Here is a 19,253-nt window from a genome sequence, read left to right as displayed (position 1 = left end):
GCCTGGCCTCGCGCCGGGCGGGGGCGATTCGTCATGCCCGGGGTCAGGCGCTCAGCGGCTCCGCCCCATGGGCCGCCCCAATCTGATCGATGCGCGCAGCAAGATCGAAGTCCGCCTCGGTCAGCCTGCGGCCGACGTCGTGCGTAGTAATGCCGAACCGTACCTGCCCCCAGCGCAGGTCGATGTCCGCATGGTGGCCGATGAGCCGCTCGACATCCGCAACGTGCACGATCATCGCCACGCCCCCGTGATACCGGATCTGGAACGTCCGGGTGATCTCGTCACCGTCGCGTGTCCATCCTGGCCGTGCGGCCAGCTGACCAGCGATCTGCTCTTCCGTCAGCGGTTCCTTGCCCACCGTCAGCTCCCCTGGGTTACCGGTGCCAGGATCTCCGCGAGGTCCCGGCCGACCGGGGCATCGTGCCACGGGCGCATCGCCCGCTCCAGAGTGACCAGCTCCCGGCGCATCCTCGCCGAACGGGTCTCCACCGCGATCGTCGCGACCGAGCGCGCGATCTCCACCGCCTGGTCCGGCTCCCGGGCCGTCGCCGCAGCGGTCGCCTGCCTGGCCATGTACACCCCGCGGTCCCGGCGCGCGGTCTCCGGCACGATCGTGAGGACCTGCGACCACAGGGCACCAGCCTCGGCGCCGAGGCCGAGACGCCCGTAGCAGGTTGCCCGCTGCACCTCCAAATACCCTGGAGTCCGGCGGCACGCGTTGCCCCAGGGCAGATCGTCATCGACGCGCAACAGCAGCCGGTCGGCCTGGTCGAGCAGGTCGTCGACGGCCCGCCGTTCCCCGGTGAGGCTGGCACCGTGCGCCTGCTGCTGCATCGCCATGATCCGCACCTTCGGCACCAGCCGGGCGGCGTCGTCGAGAGCGGCTTCGCACAGATCGATGACCGCGTGCCCGTCACCCAGGTCGGTCCGGACCTGAGCCTGGTTGACGAGGCTGTACCCGATGAGGTGCGGGTCCCGAGACCGCATGGCGATCTCCTGCGTCACCCCGCGCCAGAACGCCGCCCCGTTCATGTCGCCGGCGTCCTGGTACAGCCAGCCGACGAGCGCCGCGTAGGCCGCGCCGACGCGCAGCAGCCCGCGGCGTGTCTCACCCTTCGCCGAGCGCACCAATTTGTCGATCAGCTGGTACTGGGCGGACACCGTGCCGATCAGATCGTGCGGCCCGAGGAACATGTCAGCCCGGTAGTGCCCCTCCAGCTGCTGCTGGAAGTAGCTGATCAGCGCCGGGTCCACGTGCTGAGGCGCCACAGGCCCGGCAACGAGCGCGGCAGCCGTCACGGACACGAACGGCTGTCGGCGGTTCACGCCCTGGTCCTGGTGGTGCTCGGGCCGGATCCACCCCGGGGGCGTGGTGAACCCGAGATCCTCGGGCCACCGGTTGAACGCGTCATGCAGCACCATCGCGGTTTCGTCGCTCGGCCAGCCGGGCGCGGACCCCTCCCAGCGCCGCCAGGTACGCGCGGACACGGTGAAGTGCGGGTCGTCGAGCAGCTGCTGGCCGCGCAGCTGGAGCGCCTCCGCCGCACGCTCCGCCGAGCGCCACCCCTGCTGTAAGCGGGCGGCGCGCAGCGCGTCGTTACGGCCTGCGGATCCAGTGTGGTGGGTCATGTGTCGTGCTCCCGGCCGTGGCCATTACGTGGCCGCCGATGACCGCCTCGTGGCCTAGTTGCTACCTGACGTGCACACACATCATCGGGTGTGACAGCGGGCCGTGCAGCGGGAATGGCTGAGAGCCCCTCGATTCAGGACACCACACGCAGGGGTGAGCGAATGAGCCATCGAGAGTGCACGTACTGTCCGGAGCCCGGGGCCGACGTGTGCGTGCGCATGCACGTCGCGTCCTCTGGCTCGGGGGGCATCTCCGTGTTCGCGCACGCCGCCTGCGCCGAGCAGCGCGGTGTGCAGGTGCTGTACCGGGTACTGCCCGAGAGGTCGGAGGTGACCCGGTGACGACCACCGAGAAGCCGCTGACCGCCGGAGACTGCGCGTACCGCGCGCTGATCATGCACACCGAGCGGTGCGCAAGGTGTCGCAACAACGCGGCGTGCGACGATGCCGCGGCCCTCGCCCGCGTATGGAAGGCGGCGCGTCGATGAGCCACATCTGTATCGACTGTGACCGGGCGATTCTTGGTGAGGCCGTCGTCATTGCCGACGGACACTCCATGTCCGGGGCCCGCCCCGACATGTACGCCCACCCCGTAGGCGACCAGGCGTGCCAACCGCCCGCGCACAGCCGCGGCAGCGGCCTCCGTCGAGCCATGGCCGAAGAGGCTGCGCAGCACCGCTGAGACTCCCGCTCGTACTCGCGTCGGCGGCGGCCGGGTGCGGGCGGGTCTACTCCTCGTCGCGGACGAGGGTGGCAAGTGGGGCGTCCAGTGCGTGCGCGATCACAAGTAGGTGATCAAGAAGCGGCGAATGCACCGCCTGCTCGATCCGGCTGATGGTTTTCCGATCGACGCCTGCCGCTTCGGCGAGTGCTTCCTGGGTGAGCCCTCTGCTGGTTCGGGCTGCCCGGATGCGGTCACCGATGACCCGGCGGCGGGCGGGGACCCAGTCGGGTGGGGGATCAGTGGGCACCTGTCAACGCTCTGGTCCGCCATGATCAAAGTCAGTACCATGCGTGGTACAGATTCGCATATTCATTCGGTCACTCGTTCGAGTGGCGCGCATACTTCGGTATTGAACAAATGCCAGCGGCATGGTCGGCTCGCGTAGCCCCCCAGATTCAGTTACCGTCCGCCCTGCTCGATCTCAGGTGATAAGTAGAGTGCATACCGAATCGCAGCTGTCCCTTACCGAGGCTCAGCGATCCCGCGTCGAGTTCGCACAGCAGGAACTCGACAGCGCGCGTGCTGCCGACCTCGCCGACCTCTCGGACTCGGCGTTGATCATGCAGGTTGAACGGCTCCGCAGTCGCCTGGACGACGTGCTCGCGCTCATCCGCGAAGTGCACGATCACCCATCTCCCTAAACGATGTTGTCGCCCGAAACGGACAGCAGATGAGTGAGATCGGTGGACCGGAAGGCGTCGTGCAGTTCGGTCGGAACGCGCGAGGTGTCACCGACCACCAGCCCCGGCAGCAGCGCCCGGGCGTCCGGACCGAGGTCCTCGGTCGCCCGGCGCAGCCCCTCGCGCAACTCCCCCGCCACCCGTTGCGTGAAACCGGGTCCGGCGACGATCCGTGGCGCGGTACCCGCCGTCACCCGCAGGGTGGCCGCACTCCGCTCGCCCTCGCGCATCGGGGGGACGAGCCGACCGCTGATCAGCAGACCGGTGGAGGGCAGCAGGCCCTGCCACACCCGTGTCGCGGCCCCGGGCGACACCATCAGGACGACAGGCGTACGGAGCCGGTACCCGTGACCGCCGGGCCCGGGACCGGAGGCCGGGCGCAGTCCGGAAGCCGTGCCGGGGCGAACAGCGGTACCCGGAGGGGAGCCGGAACGGGCCCCCGGGGGTGCGAGCCGCGTGATCTCGGCGTCGATCAGCAGCAGGGCCGGCATGCTCCGGCTGCCGCGCACCTGGGCCCGGGTCCGTACCGGGTCGGAGGTGACCGTCACCTCCGCTTCGACCTCCGTGTGCGCCCGCGCCAGCCCCGGTACCGGCCCACGGCGCACATCGGCCCCGTGCAGCCCCGCCGAAGCGGCCCCGGCCGCCGCGCACAGCAGTACGGCGCTCACCGCGATCCTCCCGGGGGGCCGCCCGCCCCTCCTGCCTCGCGCCGCGCGCAGGAGCATCAGGGCCGCCACGAGACAGACCACGACCCCTGCCGCCGTCCAAGCCTGCGGCACGACGAGACAGAGCGCGGCCGACGCCCAGGCGGCGAGAGCCGGAAGCACCAGCCTCAGATCCGCCGGCCCCTCCTGCCCCGAACCGGTATCGGAACCGGAACCAGCACCAGCACCAGCGGAGCGCACCGAGCGGTCCGTACCGGCGCTCGGGCAGGTCTCGGGGCCGGCGCCCCGGGTCATGGCCGCACCAAGGGCTGGAGATCGGCGAAGCGCCGGTCGCCGATGCCCGTGACGTCCCGCAGCTCGTCCACGGAGCCGAATCCCCCGTGCTCGACGCGGTGGTCGACGATGTGCTGGGCCAGGACCGGCCCGACCCCCGGCAGCGTCTCCAGCTGCTCGGCGGTGGCGGTGTTGAGGCTCAGTGGACCGGTCTGCGCCACGCCGTCACCGCCCGGCCCCGGCACTCCGGCCGTGCCCGGAGGCTGCGGGGCCATGGGGATTCCGACCACCACCTGTTCACCGTCCACGAGGATCCGGGCGCGGTTGAGACCGGTGGTGTCCGTCCCCGCGAGCACGCCCCCGGCGGCATGCAGCGCGTCGGCGACTCTCGCTCCGGCCCTCAGGTGCTGGACTCCCGGCCGCCGCACCTTGCCGTTGACGTCGACCACGATCCGGCCGGCCGCCACGGCGTCGGCAGCGGTGGGCGACGGCAGCCACGACGGCGAGGACGGTGGTGACGGCACCGACTCCGCCCCGGCGTTCTCCGTACGCGAGGTGGCGGGCCCCTCGGCCGCCACCCGCACCGCGTCGGGCACGCGCACCCTTTCCGGTGCGGCCGACCAGAAGTGTGCCCCCGCCAGGACCGCGAAGCCGGCCAGGACCACGCCGAGGGCGGTCACCGTCCTCCGTTCGAGGCCGCACCGGAGCTGGAACCAGAGGGGTAACCGCTCGCGGAGAGCGGCCGCGCTCCGACTCGGCGCTCCCGTCCGCCCAAGCTCGTCACCCGCACGGATCCGGGCGGCACGGGTCCGGGTCCCGGCACCCTCCTCCCCGTCAGCCTCCTCCGCGCGGCCGAGCACGGCATCGGACTCCTCCGCGCGGCCGAGCACGGCATCGGACTCCTCCGCACGGCCGGGCACGGCATCGGCGGGCGGCACATCGCCGAGCAACGCGTCGGCCCTCCGACGCGCGGCAGCCGCCGTCTCCCCGGCCGGCCGCCCCCTGGCGCGGCGTCCCGGGCCCGCGCCGGAAACGGCGACGGCAGCGCCGGCGACCGGAGCGCCGGGGGCGTGGGCGGGGTCAGCGCGCAGGGGTTTCGCGGAGCCCGGAAGAACCAGGACGTCGAGGACGGGTGCGGAGGAGAGCGGACGCGCGGAAGCTGATCGAAGAGCCATGCCTCAGGACGTTAGGCACTCCCGCGCAGACCCGCTGAGCAGCCCCGATTTCCGTGGACAAACACCCAGTTGTGGATAACTCCGTCACTCGTGGGAGGGACGACGGAGGACGGGCCGATCGGTCATCGCGCCGAAATCACCGCGCCGAGCAGCCCCGGCCCCGTGTGCGCTCCGATCACCGCACCGACCTCGCTGACATGCAGGTCCACGAGCCCCGGTACCCGCTCCCGCAGGCGCTCCGCGAGCCGCTCCGCCCGGTCCGGGGCCGCGAGGTGGTGCACGGCGATGTCCACCGCACCCGTACCGGCCCGGTCGGCGACGATCTCCTCCAGCCGGGCGATGGCCTTGGAGGCCGTCCGCACCTTCTCCAGCAGCTCGATGCGCCCGCCGTCGAGCTGGAGCAGCGGCTTCACGGCGAGCGCGGACCCGAACAGTGCCTGGGCCGCCCCGATCCGGCCGCCCCGTCGCAAGTAGTCGAGGGTGTCCACGTAGAAGTAGGCGGAGGTGACGCGTGCCCGCCGCTCGGCCGCCAGTACCGCTTCGTCCAGTCCGCCGCCCGCCTCCGTGGCCTCGGCCGCCGCCAGCGCGCAGAAACCGAGGGCCATGGCGACCATCCCGGTGTCCACCACGCGCACCGGCACCGGGGCTTCCTTCGCCGCCAGGAGCGCGGCGTCGTACGTCCCCGAGAACTCGGCGGACAGGTGCAGCGAGACGACCCCGGCCGCGCCCGCTTCGGCCGCCGCCCGGTACGTCTCGGCGAAGACCTCCGGGCTGGGACGCGACGTGGTCACCGAGCGACGCTTCTGGAGGGCCACCGCGAGCGAACGGGCCGAGATCTCCGTGCCCTCCTCCAACGCCTGGTCGCCGAGGACGACGGTCAGCGGCACCGCTGTGATGCCGTGCCGCTCCATCGCCCGGGGAGGCAAGTAGGCCGTTGAATCGGTAACGATCGCGACATGGCGGGACATGAGCCGGAGATTACCTTCCGGAGCAGTGGTGCGGCAGCCCGACCCCGGGCCGCTGATCTTTACGGACGGTGCGGGAGGCATCTTGCCACCTGTCGGGACACCGCCCATCACTCCGCATGCCCCGTCGACCCGTACCCAAGGCCGTCGGGCAGTACCGCCGGACGGGACCGGCGGTACTGCGACCGCCGGACGGGAACCGCCGCCGTACGGGAACCGGCTCGGGCCGTTCCCCGCCGGGCTTTCAGTTCGTCGTCTCCGGCCGCGTCGATTTCTGCCACGGCCGGCTGATCCACCCGGCCGGGCCGGACTCCGGCAGCTCCCGCCCCGCCCCCGGCCCGGCCGGACCGGAGCCGGGGGTCGACTCGGACCGAGGAGCCTGAGAAGGCTGGGACGAACGAGGAGCCTGGGACGGCTGCGACGGCTGGGGAGCAGTCCCCCGCTCCTCGGTCGTCCAGTGCCGCAGCGCCCCGGCCTCCACGTCGATCTGAGCGTTGAGGGCGTCCAGGTCGTCGTCGGCGAACCGCCTGGCACGGTCCCTGGCCGCCCAGCGCAGCGAGTCGGCGGATCGCGTGATGCGCTCCGTGCGCTCCCGCAGTCCGGGCATCAGCTTCGCCAGCGTCGCCCGGTCGGGCTCGCGCTCCAGTCGCCTCAGCTCGTCGTCCAGCTCGCGGCCGTGCGCGCTGAGCCGCTGGAAGAGCCCCAGGGACTCCGACAAGGAGGCGTCCTCGGCGGCCGAGGCCCCCAGGGTCTCCTGGGTGGCGCGCATCGCGGTGCGGAGGGAGAGCCTCAACTGCGCCAGCTCGCCGCTGACACCGGGCTGGCCGTAACTCTTCGCCCGCAGGGTGGTCTCCTCGACCGTCCGGCGGGCCTGGGTGAGGGTCCTGTCGACGCCTCGCTTGGCCGCCTTGACGGCTTTCACCCCGGCGTACACGCCGAGGGCCACGAACGCGACGAAGAGCAGCGTCAGGATCAAGAGCAGGGTCTCCATGAACGCCCCTCGGCAGTCGACGGTCGATCGGACCGGGAAGTCGGATCGGGAAGCTGGTCGCACGCGGCTCCGGCGGCCACCGGTGACGGCCGCCCCTCCACCGTAAACGCAACGGGCAGGCCGAGGGTTCCGTCGGAACCCCCAACCTGCCCGTAGGGGAAAGCCCTGGCAACCGTGCCCGGCGGCCCGGGGCCCCGGGAGGCGCCTCGCACCGGGCGCTCTACCCAGGAACCCGGCACCTCACGCGGGGACGGTCACGCGGGGACGATGTTGACCAGCTTCGGAGCCCGCACGATCACCTTGCGGATCTCGGCCCCGCCCAGGGCGGCGACCACGGAGGCGTCGGCCAGGGCCAGCGCCTCCAGCTCGGCGTCCGTGATGGACGGGGAGATCTCCAGACGGGCCCTGACCTTGCCCTTGACCTGGACGACGCAGGTGACGGTCTCGTCCACGACGTACGCCGGGTCGGCCACCGGGAAGTCCTGGTGCACGACCGACTCGGTGTGGCCCAGCCGGCGCCACAGCTCCTCGGCGACGTGCGGGGCCAGCGGGGCCACCAGCAGGACCAGGCGCTCGGCCACCGAACGGGACAGCGGGCCGCCCGCCTTGGTCAGGTGGTTGTTCAGCTCGGTCACCTTGGCGATGGCCGTGTTGAAGCGCATTCCGGCCATGTCCTGGGTGACGCCGTCGATCGCCTTGTGCAGCGCGCGCAGCGTGTCCTCGCCGGGCTCCGTGTCCACGACGGTGACCTCGCCGGTCTCCTCGTCGACGACATTGCGCCACAGCCGCTGCAGCAGGCGGTACTGGCCGACCACGGCGCGGGTGTCCCAGGGGCGCGACACGTCCAGCGGGCCCATCGCCATCTCGTACAGGCGCAGGGTGTCCGCGCCGTACTCGGCACAGATCTCGTCCGGGGTGACGGCGTTCTTCAGGGACTTGCCCATCTTGCCCAGGACGCGGCTGACCTTCTCGCCCTGGAAGAAGAACTGTCCGTCCCGCTCCTCGACCTCGGCGGCCGGCACCGGGATGCCACGGGCGTCGCGGTAGACGAACGCCTGGATCATGCCCTGGTTGTACAGCTTGTGGAACGGCTCGGCGGACGAGACGTGGCCCAGGTCGTGCAGCACCTTGGACCAGAAACGCGCGTACAGCAGGTGCAGCACGGCGTGCTCGGCGCCGCCGACGTACAGGTCGACACCGCCGGTCGGCTGTCCCTCGCGCGGGCCCATCCAGTACTGCTCGATCGCCGGGTCGACCAGCGCGGACTCGTTGTTCGGGTCCAGGTAGCGCAGCTCGTACCAGCAGGAACCGGCCCAGTTCGGCATGGTGTTGGTCTCGCGCCGGTACGCGCGCGGGCCGTTGCCGTCGCCCAGGTCCAGGGTCACGTTGACCCAGTCGGCGTTCCGCGACAGCGGCGGCTCCGGCTTGGTGTCCGCGTCGTCCGGGTCGAAGGTGCGCGGCGAGTAGTCCTCGACCTCCGGCAGCTCCAGCGGCAGCATCGACTCGGGCAGCGGGTGGGCGATGCCGTCCTCGTCGTAGACGATCGGGAAGGGCTCGCCCCAGTAGCGCTGGCGGCTGAACAGCCAGTCGCGCAGCCGGAAGTTCACGGTGCCCTCGCCGACGCCGCGCGCCTTCAGCCACTCGGTGATCTTCGCCTTGGCGTCCACGACACCCAGGCCGTCCAGCGAGATCTCGTCGTTCGAGGAGTTGACCAGCTTCGCCTCGTACGAGGCGAAGGCGTCGTCCCACGTGGTCGTGTCGGTGCCACGGCCGTCCGAGGGCTCCACGACACAGCGCATCGGCAGCTCGAAGGCGCGGGCGAACGCGAAGTCACGGGTGTCGTGCGCCGGGACCGCCATGATCGCGCCGGTGCCGTAGCCCATCAGGACGTAGTCGGCGATGAAGACGGGGACCTGGTCTCCGCTGACCGGGTTGGTCGCGTACGCGCCGGTGAAGACGCCGGTCTTGTCCTTGGCCTCGGCCTGGCGCTCGACGTCCGACTTGGCGGCCGCCTGCTTGCGGTAGGCGTTGACGGCCTCGGCGGGCGTGGCGTGGCCGCCCGTCCAGACCGGGTGGGTGCCCTCGGGCCAGGCGGCCGGGATGATCCGCTCGACCAGCTCGTGCTCGGGCGCCAGCACCATGTAGGTGGCGCCGAACAGGGTGTCCTGGCGGGTGGTGAAGACGGTGACGGCACCGGCGCCGTCGACGGGGAAGTCGACGCGGGCACCCTCGGAGCGGCCGATCCAGTTGCGCTGCTGCAGCTTGATGGCGTCCGGCCAGTCCAGGCCGTCCAGGTCGTTCAGCAGGCGGTCGGCGTAGGCGGTGATGCGCATGTTCCACTGGCGCAGCTTGGCCTTGAAGACCGGGAAGTTACCGCGCTCGGAGCGTCCGTCGGCGGTCACCTCCTCGTTGGCCAGCACGGTGCCCAGACCCGGCGACCAGTTGACGGGGGCGTCGGAGGCATACGCCAGGCGGTACTCGCTCAGCAGGTCGGCACGCTCGACGGCGGACAGATCCCGCCAGGCACGGCCGTCCGGCGTGGGCCGCTCACCGCTCTCGAACAGGGCGACCAGCTCGGCGATCGGGCGGGCCTTGTCGGCGTCGGTGTCGTACCAGGAGTTGAAGATCTGCAGGAAGATCCACTGGGTCCACTTGTAGTAGTCCGCCTCGATCGTGGCGAACGAGCGGCGCTTGTCGTGGCCCAGGCCCAGCCGGCGCAGCTGGGCCCGCATGTTCTCCATGTTGGCTTCGGTGGAGATCCGCGGGTGCGTGCCGGTCTGCACGGCGTACTGCTCCGCGGGCAGGCCGAAGGCGTCGAAGCCCAGGGTGTGCAGGACGTTGTGGCCGGACATCCGCTGGTGGCGCGCGTACACGTCGGTGGCGATGTAACCCAGCGGGTGGCCGACGTGCAGACCCGCGCCCGAGGGGTACGGGAACATGTCCATGATGAATTTCTTGGGCTTGGCCACCAGCTCCGGGTCGCCCGCCAGGTCGCCGGTCGGATTGGGCGCCTCGTACGTGCCTTCGGCGTCCCAGAAGTCCTGCCAGCGTGCCTCGATGTCGGCGGCCATCGCCGCCGTGTAGCGGTGCGGCGCAGCCGTCTCGGCTGCGGAATTCGTCTCGCTCATGATCCTCAAAGCTCCATCGATCGTCATCTGCCGGCGCCCACGTCGAAGGACGCGCGTCTACGGAAACGAAAAATCCCCTCGCACAGGAGGGGACGCCGCGCCGAGTCCGACCAGGCGTTCTCACCGGTCGGCAGTGATCAGCGCGGCTCGCTAAGCAGAAGGCGTACGGCACGCATGGCGTCAGGGTACCGCACGGGGCCGGAGCCCCACCGGGAGCGACCGCCGACCGGACGGCCGTCCGGTCGGTGCGGGAGGGCCGACCGGGAAGCGGAAGGGCGCGGGGCGGCCGAAGGGACTGGAGCAAAGGGGAAGGCGGCCCGGAACCGGAAGGCGCGGAGGGCGACCGGGGAAGCCGGGCCCATGGAGCGCGGGAAGCCGACGAAGGGGGCGGCGGCAGCGGGGAACGAGAAAGACGAGAGAACAGAGAAGGCGGGTCATCCGATTCGGATGACCCGCCTTCTTCACTGTGGAGCTAAGGAGAATTGAACTCCTGACCTCCTGCATGCCATGCAGGCGCTCTACCAACTGAGCTATAGCCCCTCGTTTTGCCGCCGTCCGGTTTTCCTTGGCGACATCGAGAACATTACACGGCCTCCCCGGTGGTCCCCAAATCCATTCCTGATCCGCCCGATATGACCGATTCGCTCCGACATGCCGAGCGCGTGCCCCGCGCTTCCGCCACTCCCGTCAGGCCGTGGCGAAGGAGTAGAAGCGCTTGAGGGTGCAGTGCTCCTCCAGGAGCCGCCCGTAGATCGGCTCCCCCTCCAGCTCGCGGTACGTCTCGATGGGGTCGCCTTTTATGATCAGCGCCCGCGCGCACTCCTCGCACCAGTACTGGTAGTCCGGATTGACCGGATCCATGTCCCTGACGATGGGCGTACCGCTGCCACACCAGTCGCATTTCCGCCTGTGCGCACCCATGCAGTCAGCTCCAGCTGTGGCCGCTGGCCGTGCGTGCGCACCGGATCCCGCCGCCCCCCGGTGTCTGGACCACCTGGAAGGAACCGCGGGAAGGGCAGCCGGGACCGGACCGGTGTTCGGGAATCACGGTAACTACGGGACGGGCGGGCGGAGCTGGGGCAGCGGGCGCACACGGCTGACCGGGGACCCGCACGCGGCTCGCAGGCATCGCGCTCCCTCCCGATCGGTCCGTAGCCCCCTCCGGCGCTCCGATTCTGCCATGCCACCGCAAGACGGGTAGCCCGCCGAACCACACCTGGCAGGCGGCTGACGTCGCGTCAGTGCGGCCTGCCGGATCGCGGGCACCGGGGACGACGGCCGCCGGCCACGGATCGGGGCCGAGCGGACCGCTGCGGAAAGACGGCCGGAACGAGCGCCGGAACGTGGGCGAAAGGGGCCACAGGCGCCCTGCGGAGCGACGGCCGGGCTGCGACGGGACCGCCCGGACGGTACGACCTCCGGCACCCACCTCGGGTACGCAGAAGATCCCGCCCCCCAAAGGGACGGGATCTTCATCTGTGGAGCTAAGGAGAATTGAACTCCTGACCTCCTGCATGCCATGCAGGCGCTCTACCAACTGAGCTATAGCCCCGCTGTTCGCTGTCCTTCTCCGCGTCCTCACCGTTTCGGTGTTTTCCGCGCTGCGAACAAGAAGAACTCTAGCCTGTGACCTGCCGGAAAGTGAAATCCGGCCGGTACCGCCCTCCCGGAGCTGCTCTCCGGGAGATCGGGCGGCCCCTCAGGTGTCGTCGCCGAGCACCGGTTCGGGCAGGGTTCCGGCGTTGTGCTCCAGCAGACGCCAGCCGCGCGCGCCTTCGCCCAGCACCGACCAGCAGCAGTTGCTGAGTCCGCCGAGGCCCTCCCAGTGGTGGGCCTCCAGTCCGAGCAGCCGGCCGATCGTGGTCCGGATGGTGCCGCCGTGGCTGACCACGATGAGCGTGCCGCCGTCGGGAAGCCGGTCGGCGTGTTCCAGGACGACCGGAGCGGCCCGGTCGGCCACCTCGGTCTCCAGCTCGCCGCCGCCCCGGCGTACGGGCTCGCCCCGCTTCCAGGCGGCGTACTGCTCGCCGTACCGGCCGATGATCTCCTCGTGCGTGAGCCCTTGCCACTCCCCGGCGTAGGTCTCCCGCAGACCGGCGTCGTGGGAGACCGTGAGGCCCGTCACCGCGGACAGCTCGGCGGCCGTGGCCGCCGCGCGCCGCAGATCCGAGGCGACGACGGCGTGGGGTTTCAGGGACGCCAGAAGGCGGGCCGCCCGACGGGCCTGCCCGACTCCGGTGTCGGTCAACTCGATGTCCGTGGTGCCCTGGAAGCGTCGCTCCAGGTTCCACGCCGTCTGACCGTGCCGCCAGAGGACTACTCGGCGGCCCCGGCCGCTGTCGCCGCCGTTCAGCTCGCGTCACCTTCCGCGGTGCCGTTGAGCTGGGCGTGCTCCGCGGCCTTGCCCCGCGTCTTGAGCGCGTCCTCGGGGAGCGCGATCTCGGGGCAGTCCTTCCACAGGCGCTCCAGCGCGTAGAAGACGCGCTCCTCGCTGTGCTGGACGTGGATGACGATGTCGACGTAGTCGAGCAGGATCCAGCGGGCGTCGCGGTCGCCCTCGCGGCGCACCGGCTTGGCGCCGAGCTCCTTCTGGAGCCGCTCCTCGATCTCGTCGACGATCGACTTGACCTGGCGGTCGTTGGGGGCCGAGGCCAGCAGGAAGGCATCGGTGATCGACAGGACGTCACTGACGTCGTAGGCGATGATGTCGTGCGCGAGCCGGTCGGCCGCCGCCTGGGCGGCGGCGGTGATGAGCTCGATGGAGCGGTCCGTGGCGGTCACATGCAGGCTTTCGTCGGCGGTCGGGGCAGTCCCTGGAAGCTGTTCCGTCGTCCCTGGCGGATCGGCACGCGGGCGGAGCGGCGGGGTTCCGTCGCGGCCGTCACGTGCCCGCCAGAAATCGCGGGACTGTTCTTTAGGGTCTCACGGACCGCCGACAGTGCCGACTGGAAATTCCCCCGGTACGCCGCAGGGGCCCCCGCGCCGTCTCGGCGTGAGGGCCCCAGCGGGCCGGGTCGACGGGAGAGACCGACGACCCGGCCGGTACCGGAATCAGGACTTCGTGAAGACGTAGTCCTGGCCGAGCACCACGGAGACGTCCGCGTTCGCGGCTGCCTCCCCCTTCGTCACGACGCTCTCGGGCAGACCGAGCGTCTTCGCGACCTCCACCGCCTTGGCCTTGTCCTCGGCCGTGCCGTAGACGATCTCCGAGGTGGACCGGGTGTCCGCCTTGCCCGCGTCGACGAAGGAGTAGCCGCCGTTCACCAGCACCACCCGCGCCGCGTCGAGGGCCGCGGTGTCGCCGTAGGCGTTCTTCACGCCGACCCGGGTCGCCGCGTCCTTGTCCGGGACCCGGACCGTGCCGCCCAGGACGTCCTTCACCACGCTCTTCGTGGCCGCGTCGCTCAGGGTGCCGTCCTCCTGCACCGGCAGGACCTCGGTGGTGTAGTCGCCCACCTTGGCGTGCCCGGCGAGCTTGGCGAGCGAGGCGCCGAGGTCGGCCTCGGGAAGTGACGGGTCGAGGATCTGGGCCAGCGTCTGCACGGTGATCGTCGCCGCCTTCGGGTCCTCGGACAGCTTGCGCAGCACCCCGCGCAGCACCTGGCCGAACCGGGTCAGCTGCTTCGCCTCCGGCTCGCCCTTCGCCCGGTACGTGGCGTACGCCACGGCCATCGTGCCGCTCAGGGTCTGCGCCTCGCCCTTGCGGACGACGGGCGCGGCGCCCTTCTTGGTGTCGGGCACGTCGGTGTCGGTGTCGACCTCGATGTTGCCGACCAGCTCGACCAGGTTCTCCAGGTACGGGGTGTCCAGCCGCCAGGTGCCGCTGATCTTCGTACCGAGGAGGGTGTCGAGCGATTCGCGTGTTCCGGTGCTGCCGTCGTCCTCCACCGACTCGCCGAGCGTGGTGGTGGTGCCGTCGTCGTCGGCGACCGCGAGGGAGTTGGGCAGCAGGACGGTGGTGGCCTTCTTGGTGGTGACGTTGTCCACCAGCAGGGCCGTGGACGTCCCGCCGCCCTTGGTGTTGTGCAGGTGCACCACGATGACGTCGCGCTGCTGCGGACCGCCCGCGGTGGCGGCCTTGCCGTCCGCGCCGGAGGAACCGGGCAGCTTTCCGGCCGACCAGAGGTAGCCCACGCCGGCGACGAGGACGAGTGCCAGGACGACGATCAGCCCGACCAGGCGGTTGCGGCCCTTGCGCCGGGCCTCCTCGCGCCGTTCGCTGCGGCTCTCCGTGAACGCCAGCCAGTCGATGACGTCCTCGGAGTCCTCGTCCGGCTGCTCGATGAAGGAGAACTGTCCGGTGCGGTAGTCCTGGGAGGAGCGGCGCTGTTCGGGAACTCCGGGCTCCGTGCCCCCGGACTGCGGTTCCGGCGCGCGCACCGGGTCGGCCTCCTGCGGAGCGCCCCGGGCCGCGGACTGCTGGGGCGCGGACTGCTGGGGCGTCGGCTGCGGGGGCGCCACGTTCTGCTGCGGGACGTTCCACTGCTGGGCCGCCGCGTCGACCACGACGGGCTGCTGCCCGGTGTCGTAGCCGTAGCCGCCGCCGTACCCGTATCCCTGCTCGCCGCCCTGCTGCTGCGGCTGCTGCGGGTGGCCGGCGTACGGGTCGTACGGCTGGGCCGGCTGCTGCTGGGCGTACGGGTCGTAGCCGTAGCCCTGTCCGGCACCGTCCTGCGGGCCCTGCGCCTGCTGATCCTGCGGGTACTGGCCCTGCGGGTGCTGACCCGGCGTCGGCTGCCCGTAGGAGTACGGGTCCTGCGGGGAGGTGTACGGGTCGTAGCCCTGCTGCTCGGGCTGCTGGTACACCGGCTGCCCGTACGCGTCGTAGCCGATGATCTGCGGCTGTTGCCCGTACGGGTCGTACTGGTCCTGTCGGTCGTTCACCACCGGTGCCCCTCTCCGTGGCTCATTCGCCTCGGTACAGCTGGCGTTTGTCGATGTAGCGGACCACACCGTCGGGCACCAGATACCAGACCGGATCGCCCTGCGCGACCCTCAACCGGCAGTCCGTCGACGAGATGGCCAGGGCGGGAACCTCCACGAGGGAGACACCGCCTTCGGGCAGTCCCGCGTCGGTGAGCACATGGCCCGGCCGGGTCACACCGATGAAATGGGAGAGCGAGAAGAGTTCTTCCGCGTTTCGCCAGGTGAGAATCTGCGACAACGCGTCGGCGCCGGTGATGAAGAAGAGGTCCGCGTCCCCGTGGGTCTCCCGCAGGTCCCGCAGAGTGTCGATCGTGTACGTCGGCCCCCCGCGGTCGATGTCACTGCGGCTCACCGAGAACTGGGGGTTCGACGCCGTGGCGATGACCGTCATCAGATAGCGGTCCTCGGCCTGCGACACCTCTTTGTGGCTCTTCTGCCACGGCTGCCCGGTCGGCACGAAGACGACCTCGTCCAGGTGGAACTGGGCGGCCACTTCACTGGCCGCCACCAGGTGTCCATGATGGATCGGGTCGAACGTCCCGCCCATGACGCCGATTCGGCGCTTGCCGCGGCCGGTAGGCACTTCCTGCTCTCCCATGCGTGCAGACCCTACTGGCACGGCGTCACCGCTCAGCGGTCGCGGTTGAAACGGGTGGTGACGAAGAGCAGAAGCAGCAGGGCGACGAAGGCGCCACCGCCGGTCAGGTACGGGTTGAGGCTTTCGTGGTTGCCGCCTTCGCCGCCCTCGGAGGCGAGAAGGACCAGCTGGTGGGCGGTGCTCGTGAGGCTCATCTTCGGCAGGACCTATTCGTCGGGAGTCGGAAGGAAGACGTCGGGCACATCGTATGCGGGTCCGTCGGGCACGCTCACGGCGACTCAGTCGTTGGAGTCGTCGTTGCGGTAGCCACGCAACAGGAGCCAGGCCAGCAGGGCCGCCCCGACGAGCGAGACGAGCAGCACGATCCGCACCGTGTTGCCCGGTCCCTGGTCGTCCGCGGCGGCGGCAAGCAGTGCGACGGTGTGCGGCATTCCGGGTGCTCCTCTTGGTTGTCCACAGCCCCCCGCACACCGTAGCGCCAGCACCTAGGCTGGCCGTTGTCAGGGGGACGGGCGGCGTCCCGTATCGACAGGGGGATCAGATGAGCGACGACACCCGTACGAACGAACCCAGCAGGCGGCGCAGGCGGTTCCCGGGAATCTCCTCCCGGGCGTACGAACACCCGGCGGACCGCTCGGCGCTGGTGGCGCTGCGCAAGCTGACCGGGTTCGACACCGTCTTCAAGGCGCTCAGCGGCCTGCTGCCGGAGCGCAGCCTCCGGCTCCTCTACCTCTCCGACTCCGTGCGGGTGAGCGACGAGCAGTTCGCCCACCTGCACGCCATGCTGCGCGACGCCTGCTACGTCCTGGACCTGGCGAAGGTGCCCGCGATGTACGTCACGCAGAACCCGCAGCCCAACGCCATGTGCATCGGGCTCGACGAGCCGATCATCGTGGTGACCACCGGCCTGGTCGAGCTGCTGGACGAGGAGGAGATGCGGGCCGTCGTGGGCCACGAGGTGGGGCACGCCCTCTCCGGCCACTCCGTCTACCGCACGGTCCTGCTCTTCCTGACGAACCTCGCGCTGAAGGTGGCCTGGATACCGCTGGGCAATGTGGCGGTGCTGGCCATCGTGACGGCGTTGCGCGAGTGGTTCCGCAAGTCGGAACTCTCGGCCGACCGGGCCGGTCTGCTGGTGGGCCAGGACCTGCGGGCGTCCATGCGCGGTCTGATGAAGATCGCCGGCGGGAACCACCTCCACGAGATGAACGTCGACGCCTTCCTCGCCCAGGCGGACGAGTACGAGAAGGCGGGCGATCTCCGCGACTCCGTGCTCAAGATCCTCAATGTGCTGCCCCGTTCGCACCCCTTCACCACCGTGCGGGCGGCCGAGCTGAAGAGCTGGTCGGAGTCCCGGGACTACCAGCGCACCATGGACGGCCACTACCCGCGCCGCGAGGAGGACAAGGAGACCTCGGTGACGGATTCCTTCCGCGAGTCCGCCGCGCACTACGCCGACACCGTTCGTACCAGCAAGGACCCGTTGATCAAGCTGGTCGGCGACATAGCGGGGGGCGCCGGGGACCTCGGCGGCAAGCTCCGGGACAAGTTCACCGGGGGCGCCCGGAGCGAGGCGCCCGGCACCGGCCCCGCTCCGGAGTAGGCCCGCACGCGCGCGTAGGACCGGGCCGCGCCAGAGGGTTCGGCGCCCGGCCCGCTACGGGATCGGCACCGGGCCGTGCGCCGGACCCGACACCTGGCCCGGGGACACCTGGCCCGGGGACACCTGGCCCGGGGTCACCGGGGCAGGAGGGGCCTGGCCGAGCGCGGGGCTGATCTCCAGCGTTCCGCAGAGCCCGCCGGCGGGGGTCCCGGTCGCGTACGGATCGGTGCCCACGGGCCCCGCGGGGTCGGCGCGCTCCCCCGCGAGCAGCGGGTTCAGCGCCGGAGAGGTGCCCGAGGAGCAGGACTGCGGTCCTGCCTGTACGTAGGCGGTGCGCAGTTCCAGGCGGTGCAGCCGGAGATCGTCCCGGTCGAAGCGGAAGTGCAGCAGCCGGTGCACGGTGAACAGGGAGGCGCCGTCGGCCTGCTGGGGGCCGTTGACGGCGGGCCGCACGGTGTAGGTGAAGGTGTGGTCCGCGACGACCTCCAGCCTGCCCGCGTCCGTCTCGGAGTAGGAGAGGGTCCCGTAGACCCGGATCGCGGGGTCGGCGAGCTCGGCGCGGGACTGGTCGAAGCGGACCAGCCAGCCGGCTGCGGGATGCCGTCCGTCGCCCGCCGGGCTGTCCATGCTCAGGTCGAAGTCCGCGGCCTGGTCCGGGTCGAGCAGTGCCTTCACCGTCCCGGTTTCCCGCGCGCCGAGGACATCGGGGTCGAGTGAGGACTCCACCAGGAAGTCCTTGGCCGTGGCCAGGGCTGCCATGACCTGCGCGTCGGAGAAGTTGTCGGTCCGCCGGACCGCCGGCAGGTTGATCCCGGCCGCCCCGACACGGAAGTGCGCGGCCGGGCCGTGCTCGATGAGTGCCCGGGGGGACCCGCCGGGCACCGCTCCGCGCGGCGCGAGGGGTACGACGGTGGCCCGGAGCGGTTCCGCGCGGTCGGGGACGGTGTCGGGCAGCGGCTGGCGGAAGCCGATGTACACGGCGGAGGCGAAGGCCAGCGCGACGAGGACGACCAGAGTGGTGGCGAGACCCGGGCCCTTGCGCGAGGAGCGCCGGGGCACCGACCGCACGGCACGGGCGTGCTCACCCATGCGCTCCCGCGCGGAGAACTCCTGGAGCCGGGCAGCGCGGACGAAGGACTCGTCGAAGACGAGCGAGCGGTATTCGTCCTCGCCGCCGGCGGGGTTCTCGGGCGGCTCTTCCGGTGGATCTCCACGGCCTGCCATGACTTCTCCCGATCTCCACACCACCGGCCGAGGGCGTGTGGTGAAAGTGGCGCCGTCCGTCCGGAGGGCGGGCCCGGCAGCGTCCGGCGCGTGCGATCGCACGGCGGAGGATCGCCCCGTTACTGGATGTATCGGGGTGATCCCGACAACGCGGTGTGTGCCGGGCGTCGCCGGACAGGCGGGACTTTCACCACACGACCTGGGTCGGTGCGCAACGGTCTGCCCGGCCAGGCGGCCGAGGGCAGCGAGAAGCCCCCTCCGGAAGAGGGGTCACACTGTGAGGGTAGGTCGAATACCCCTTGTGTAAACGCGGTGGAGGGGGCCAACCGAGGAGTTCGCACGACTGGGCGCTACGACGCGACACGACCGAAAGGGTGACGCGCGGTGCGGGAACGGCCGGACGGACACTCGGCTCCCGGGGCCCGCCGTCCCACGCCCTCCAAGCGTGTGCGGGGCGGCCGGAGGCTTCAGTGCGTGTGCGAGGGGGCCGGAACCAAAGCGCCCACGGACGCGGACGGCAGAAGGCTCCCCGGTGCGCGGGCTTCCCTGCCCGCCCCCGGCACACCGGAGGTGTACGCGCCGAAGGGCGCCGGGCTCCCCGTCTCCTCGCCGGCCGGAGCCGGACCGCCGACCACCTCGTCCACCGCGCCCGTGGAGCCCGGGGCCGAGTCC

Annotated in this window: 20 protein-coding genes and 2 tRNA genes; 4 read left to right on the top strand and 18 right to left on the bottom strand. The window is 71.1% G+C overall.

Annotation, left to right across the window (positions count from 1 at the left end):
* Positions 1-43: 43 nt before the first annotated feature.
* Positions 44-358: a 4a-hydroxytetrahydrobiopterin dehydratase gene (locus tag OHT52_RS21025; protein WP_328721719.1), complete on the bottom strand. Its 315-nt coding sequence runs from the start codon at positions 356-358 to the stop codon at positions 44-46.
* A 2-nt stretch (positions 359-360) separates the two neighbouring features.
* Complete coding sequence (locus tag OHT52_RS21020; RefSeq protein ID WP_328721718.1) at positions 361-1,629, bottom strand: Twin-arginine translocation pathway signal; 1,269 nt, start codon at positions 1,627-1,629, stop codon at positions 361-363.
* Positions 1,630-1,791: 162 nt separating this feature from the next.
* On the opposite strand from OHT52_RS21020, the gene OHT52_RS21015 reads away from it, so the two are divergent.
* The gene (locus tag OHT52_RS21015) at positions 1,792-1,971 is read left to right on the top strand and encodes a hypothetical protein (RefSeq protein ID WP_328721717.1); all 180 of its coding nucleotides are present in this window, start codon (positions 1,792-1,794) and stop codon (positions 1,969-1,971) included.
* Positions 1,968-2,117, top strand: a complete 150-nt coding sequence (locus tag OHT52_RS21010; protein ID WP_328721716.1) for a hypothetical protein — start codon at positions 1,968-1,970, stop codon at positions 2,115-2,117. The genes OHT52_RS21015 and OHT52_RS21010 overlap by 4 nt, the downstream gene beginning before the upstream one ends.
* 240 nt (positions 2,118-2,357) lie before the next feature.
* On the opposite strand, the gene OHT52_RS21005 is transcribed toward OHT52_RS21010, so the two are convergent.
* A complete protein-coding gene (locus tag OHT52_RS21005; protein ID WP_328721715.1) occupies positions 2,358-2,600 on the bottom strand; it encodes a helix-turn-helix domain-containing protein in 243 nt (80 codons plus the stop codon).
* Between the two features lie 190 nt (positions 2,601-2,790).
* Between OHT52_RS21005 and OHT52_RS21000 the strand changes: the two genes are divergently transcribed.
* Entirely contained in the window at positions 2,791-2,994 is a 204-nt protein-coding gene (locus OHT52_RS21000; protein ID WP_328721714.1) for a hypothetical protein, read from the top strand.
* On the opposite strand, the gene OHT52_RS20995 is transcribed toward OHT52_RS21000, so the two are convergent.
* From OHT52_RS20995 to OHT52_RS20930, 14 genes are all read right to left on the bottom strand, one after another.
* Positions 2,991-3,701 carry a ComEC/Rec2 family competence protein gene (locus OHT52_RS20995; RefSeq protein ID WP_328721713.1) on the bottom strand — a complete coding sequence of 237 codons (711 nt, stop codon included), beginning with the start codon at positions 3,699-3,701 and terminating at the stop codon, positions 2,991-2,993. The genes OHT52_RS21000 and OHT52_RS20995 overlap by 4 nt on opposite strands.
* Positions 3,702-3,988: 287 nt before the next feature.
* Entirely contained in the window at positions 3,989-5,146 is a 1,158-nt protein-coding gene (locus tag OHT52_RS20990) for a ComEA family DNA-binding protein (protein WP_328721712.1), read from the bottom strand.
* 122 nt (positions 5,147-5,268) lie between these two features.
* Positions 5,269-6,114 (bottom strand): DegV family protein, encoded by an 846-nt coding sequence (locus OHT52_RS20985; protein ID WP_328721711.1) that lies wholly within the window; start codon positions 6,112-6,114, stop codon positions 5,269-5,271.
* A 241-nt stretch (positions 6,115-6,355) separates the two neighbouring features.
* Positions 6,356-7,102: a hypothetical protein gene (locus OHT52_RS20980; protein ID WP_328721710.1), complete on the bottom strand. Its 747-nt coding sequence runs from the start codon at positions 7,100-7,102 to the stop codon at positions 6,356-6,358.
* Positions 7,103-7,356: 254 nt separating this feature from the next.
* Positions 7,357-10,230, bottom strand: a complete 2,874-nt coding sequence (leuS, locus tag OHT52_RS20975; RefSeq protein WP_328721709.1) for a leucine--tRNA ligase — start codon at positions 10,228-10,230, stop codon at positions 7,357-7,359.
* 467 nt (positions 10,231-10,697) lie between these two features.
* A tRNA-Ala gene (locus OHT52_RS20970) sits at positions 10,698-10,770 on the bottom strand.
* 147 nt (positions 10,771-10,917) lie between these two features.
* Positions 10,918-11,151 (bottom strand): hypothetical protein, encoded by a 234-nt coding sequence (locus OHT52_RS20965; protein ID WP_124268198.1) that lies wholly within the window; start codon positions 11,149-11,151, stop codon positions 10,918-10,920.
* A gap of 558 nt (positions 11,152-11,709) precedes the next feature.
* Positions 11,710-11,782: transfer RNA gene (locus OHT52_RS20960), tRNA-Ala, on the bottom strand.
* Between the two features lie 147 nt (positions 11,783-11,929).
* On the bottom strand, positions 11,930-12,583 hold the full coding sequence (locus OHT52_RS20955) for a histidine phosphatase family protein (protein ID WP_328723832.1): 654 nt from the start codon (positions 12,581-12,583) through the stop codon (positions 11,930-11,932).
* On the bottom strand, positions 12,580-13,011 hold the full coding sequence (rsfS, locus tag OHT52_RS20950; protein ID WP_266704244.1) for a ribosome silencing factor: 432 nt from the start codon (positions 13,009-13,011) through the stop codon (positions 12,580-12,582). The genes OHT52_RS20955 and rsfS overlap by 4 nt, the downstream gene beginning before the upstream one ends.
* Positions 13,012-13,281: 270 nt before the next feature.
* Complete coding sequence (locus OHT52_RS20945; RefSeq protein ID WP_328721708.1) at positions 13,282-15,114, bottom strand: LCP family protein; 1,833 nt, start codon at positions 15,112-15,114, stop codon at positions 13,282-13,284.
* 22 nt (positions 15,115-15,136) lie between these two features.
* Positions 15,137-15,754 (bottom strand): nicotinate-nucleotide adenylyltransferase, encoded by a 618-nt coding sequence (gene nadD / locus OHT52_RS20940; RefSeq protein WP_328721707.1) that lies wholly within the window; start codon positions 15,752-15,754, stop codon positions 15,137-15,139.
* Positions 15,755-15,786: 32 nt separating this feature from the next.
* Positions 15,787-15,948 carry a hypothetical protein gene (locus OHT52_RS20935; protein WP_275494233.1) on the bottom strand — a complete coding sequence of 54 codons (162 nt, stop codon included), beginning with the start codon at positions 15,946-15,948 and terminating at the stop codon, positions 15,787-15,789.
* Positions 15,949-16,032: 84 nt separating this feature from the next.
* Positions 16,033-16,185, bottom strand: coding sequence for a hypothetical protein (locus OHT52_RS20930; protein WP_328721706.1), 153 nt, complete (start codon positions 16,183-16,185; stop codon positions 16,033-16,035).
* Between the two features lie 110 nt (positions 16,186-16,295).
* Here OHT52_RS20930 and OHT52_RS20925 point away from each other — a divergent pair, with 110 nt between their 5' ends.
* On the top strand, positions 16,296-17,357 hold the full coding sequence (locus OHT52_RS20925) for a M48 family metallopeptidase (protein WP_328721705.1): 1,062 nt from the start codon (positions 16,296-16,298) through the stop codon (positions 17,355-17,357).
* 54 nt (positions 17,358-17,411) lie between these two features.
* Here the strand turns inward: OHT52_RS20925 and OHT52_RS20920 are convergent, their stop codons facing one another.
* A complete protein-coding gene (locus tag OHT52_RS20920) occupies positions 17,412-18,581 on the bottom strand; it encodes an SCO2583 family membrane protein (RefSeq protein WP_328721704.1) in 1,170 nt (389 codons plus the stop codon).
* Positions 18,582-19,253 lie beyond the last annotated feature (672 nt).

The sequence above is a fragment of the Streptomyces sp. NBC_00247 genome (genome assembly GCF_036188265.1).
Lineage (GTDB): Bacteria > Actinomycetota > Actinomycetes > Streptomycetales > Streptomycetaceae > Streptomyces.
This window is presented reverse-complemented; position numbering and strand designations above follow the sequence as displayed.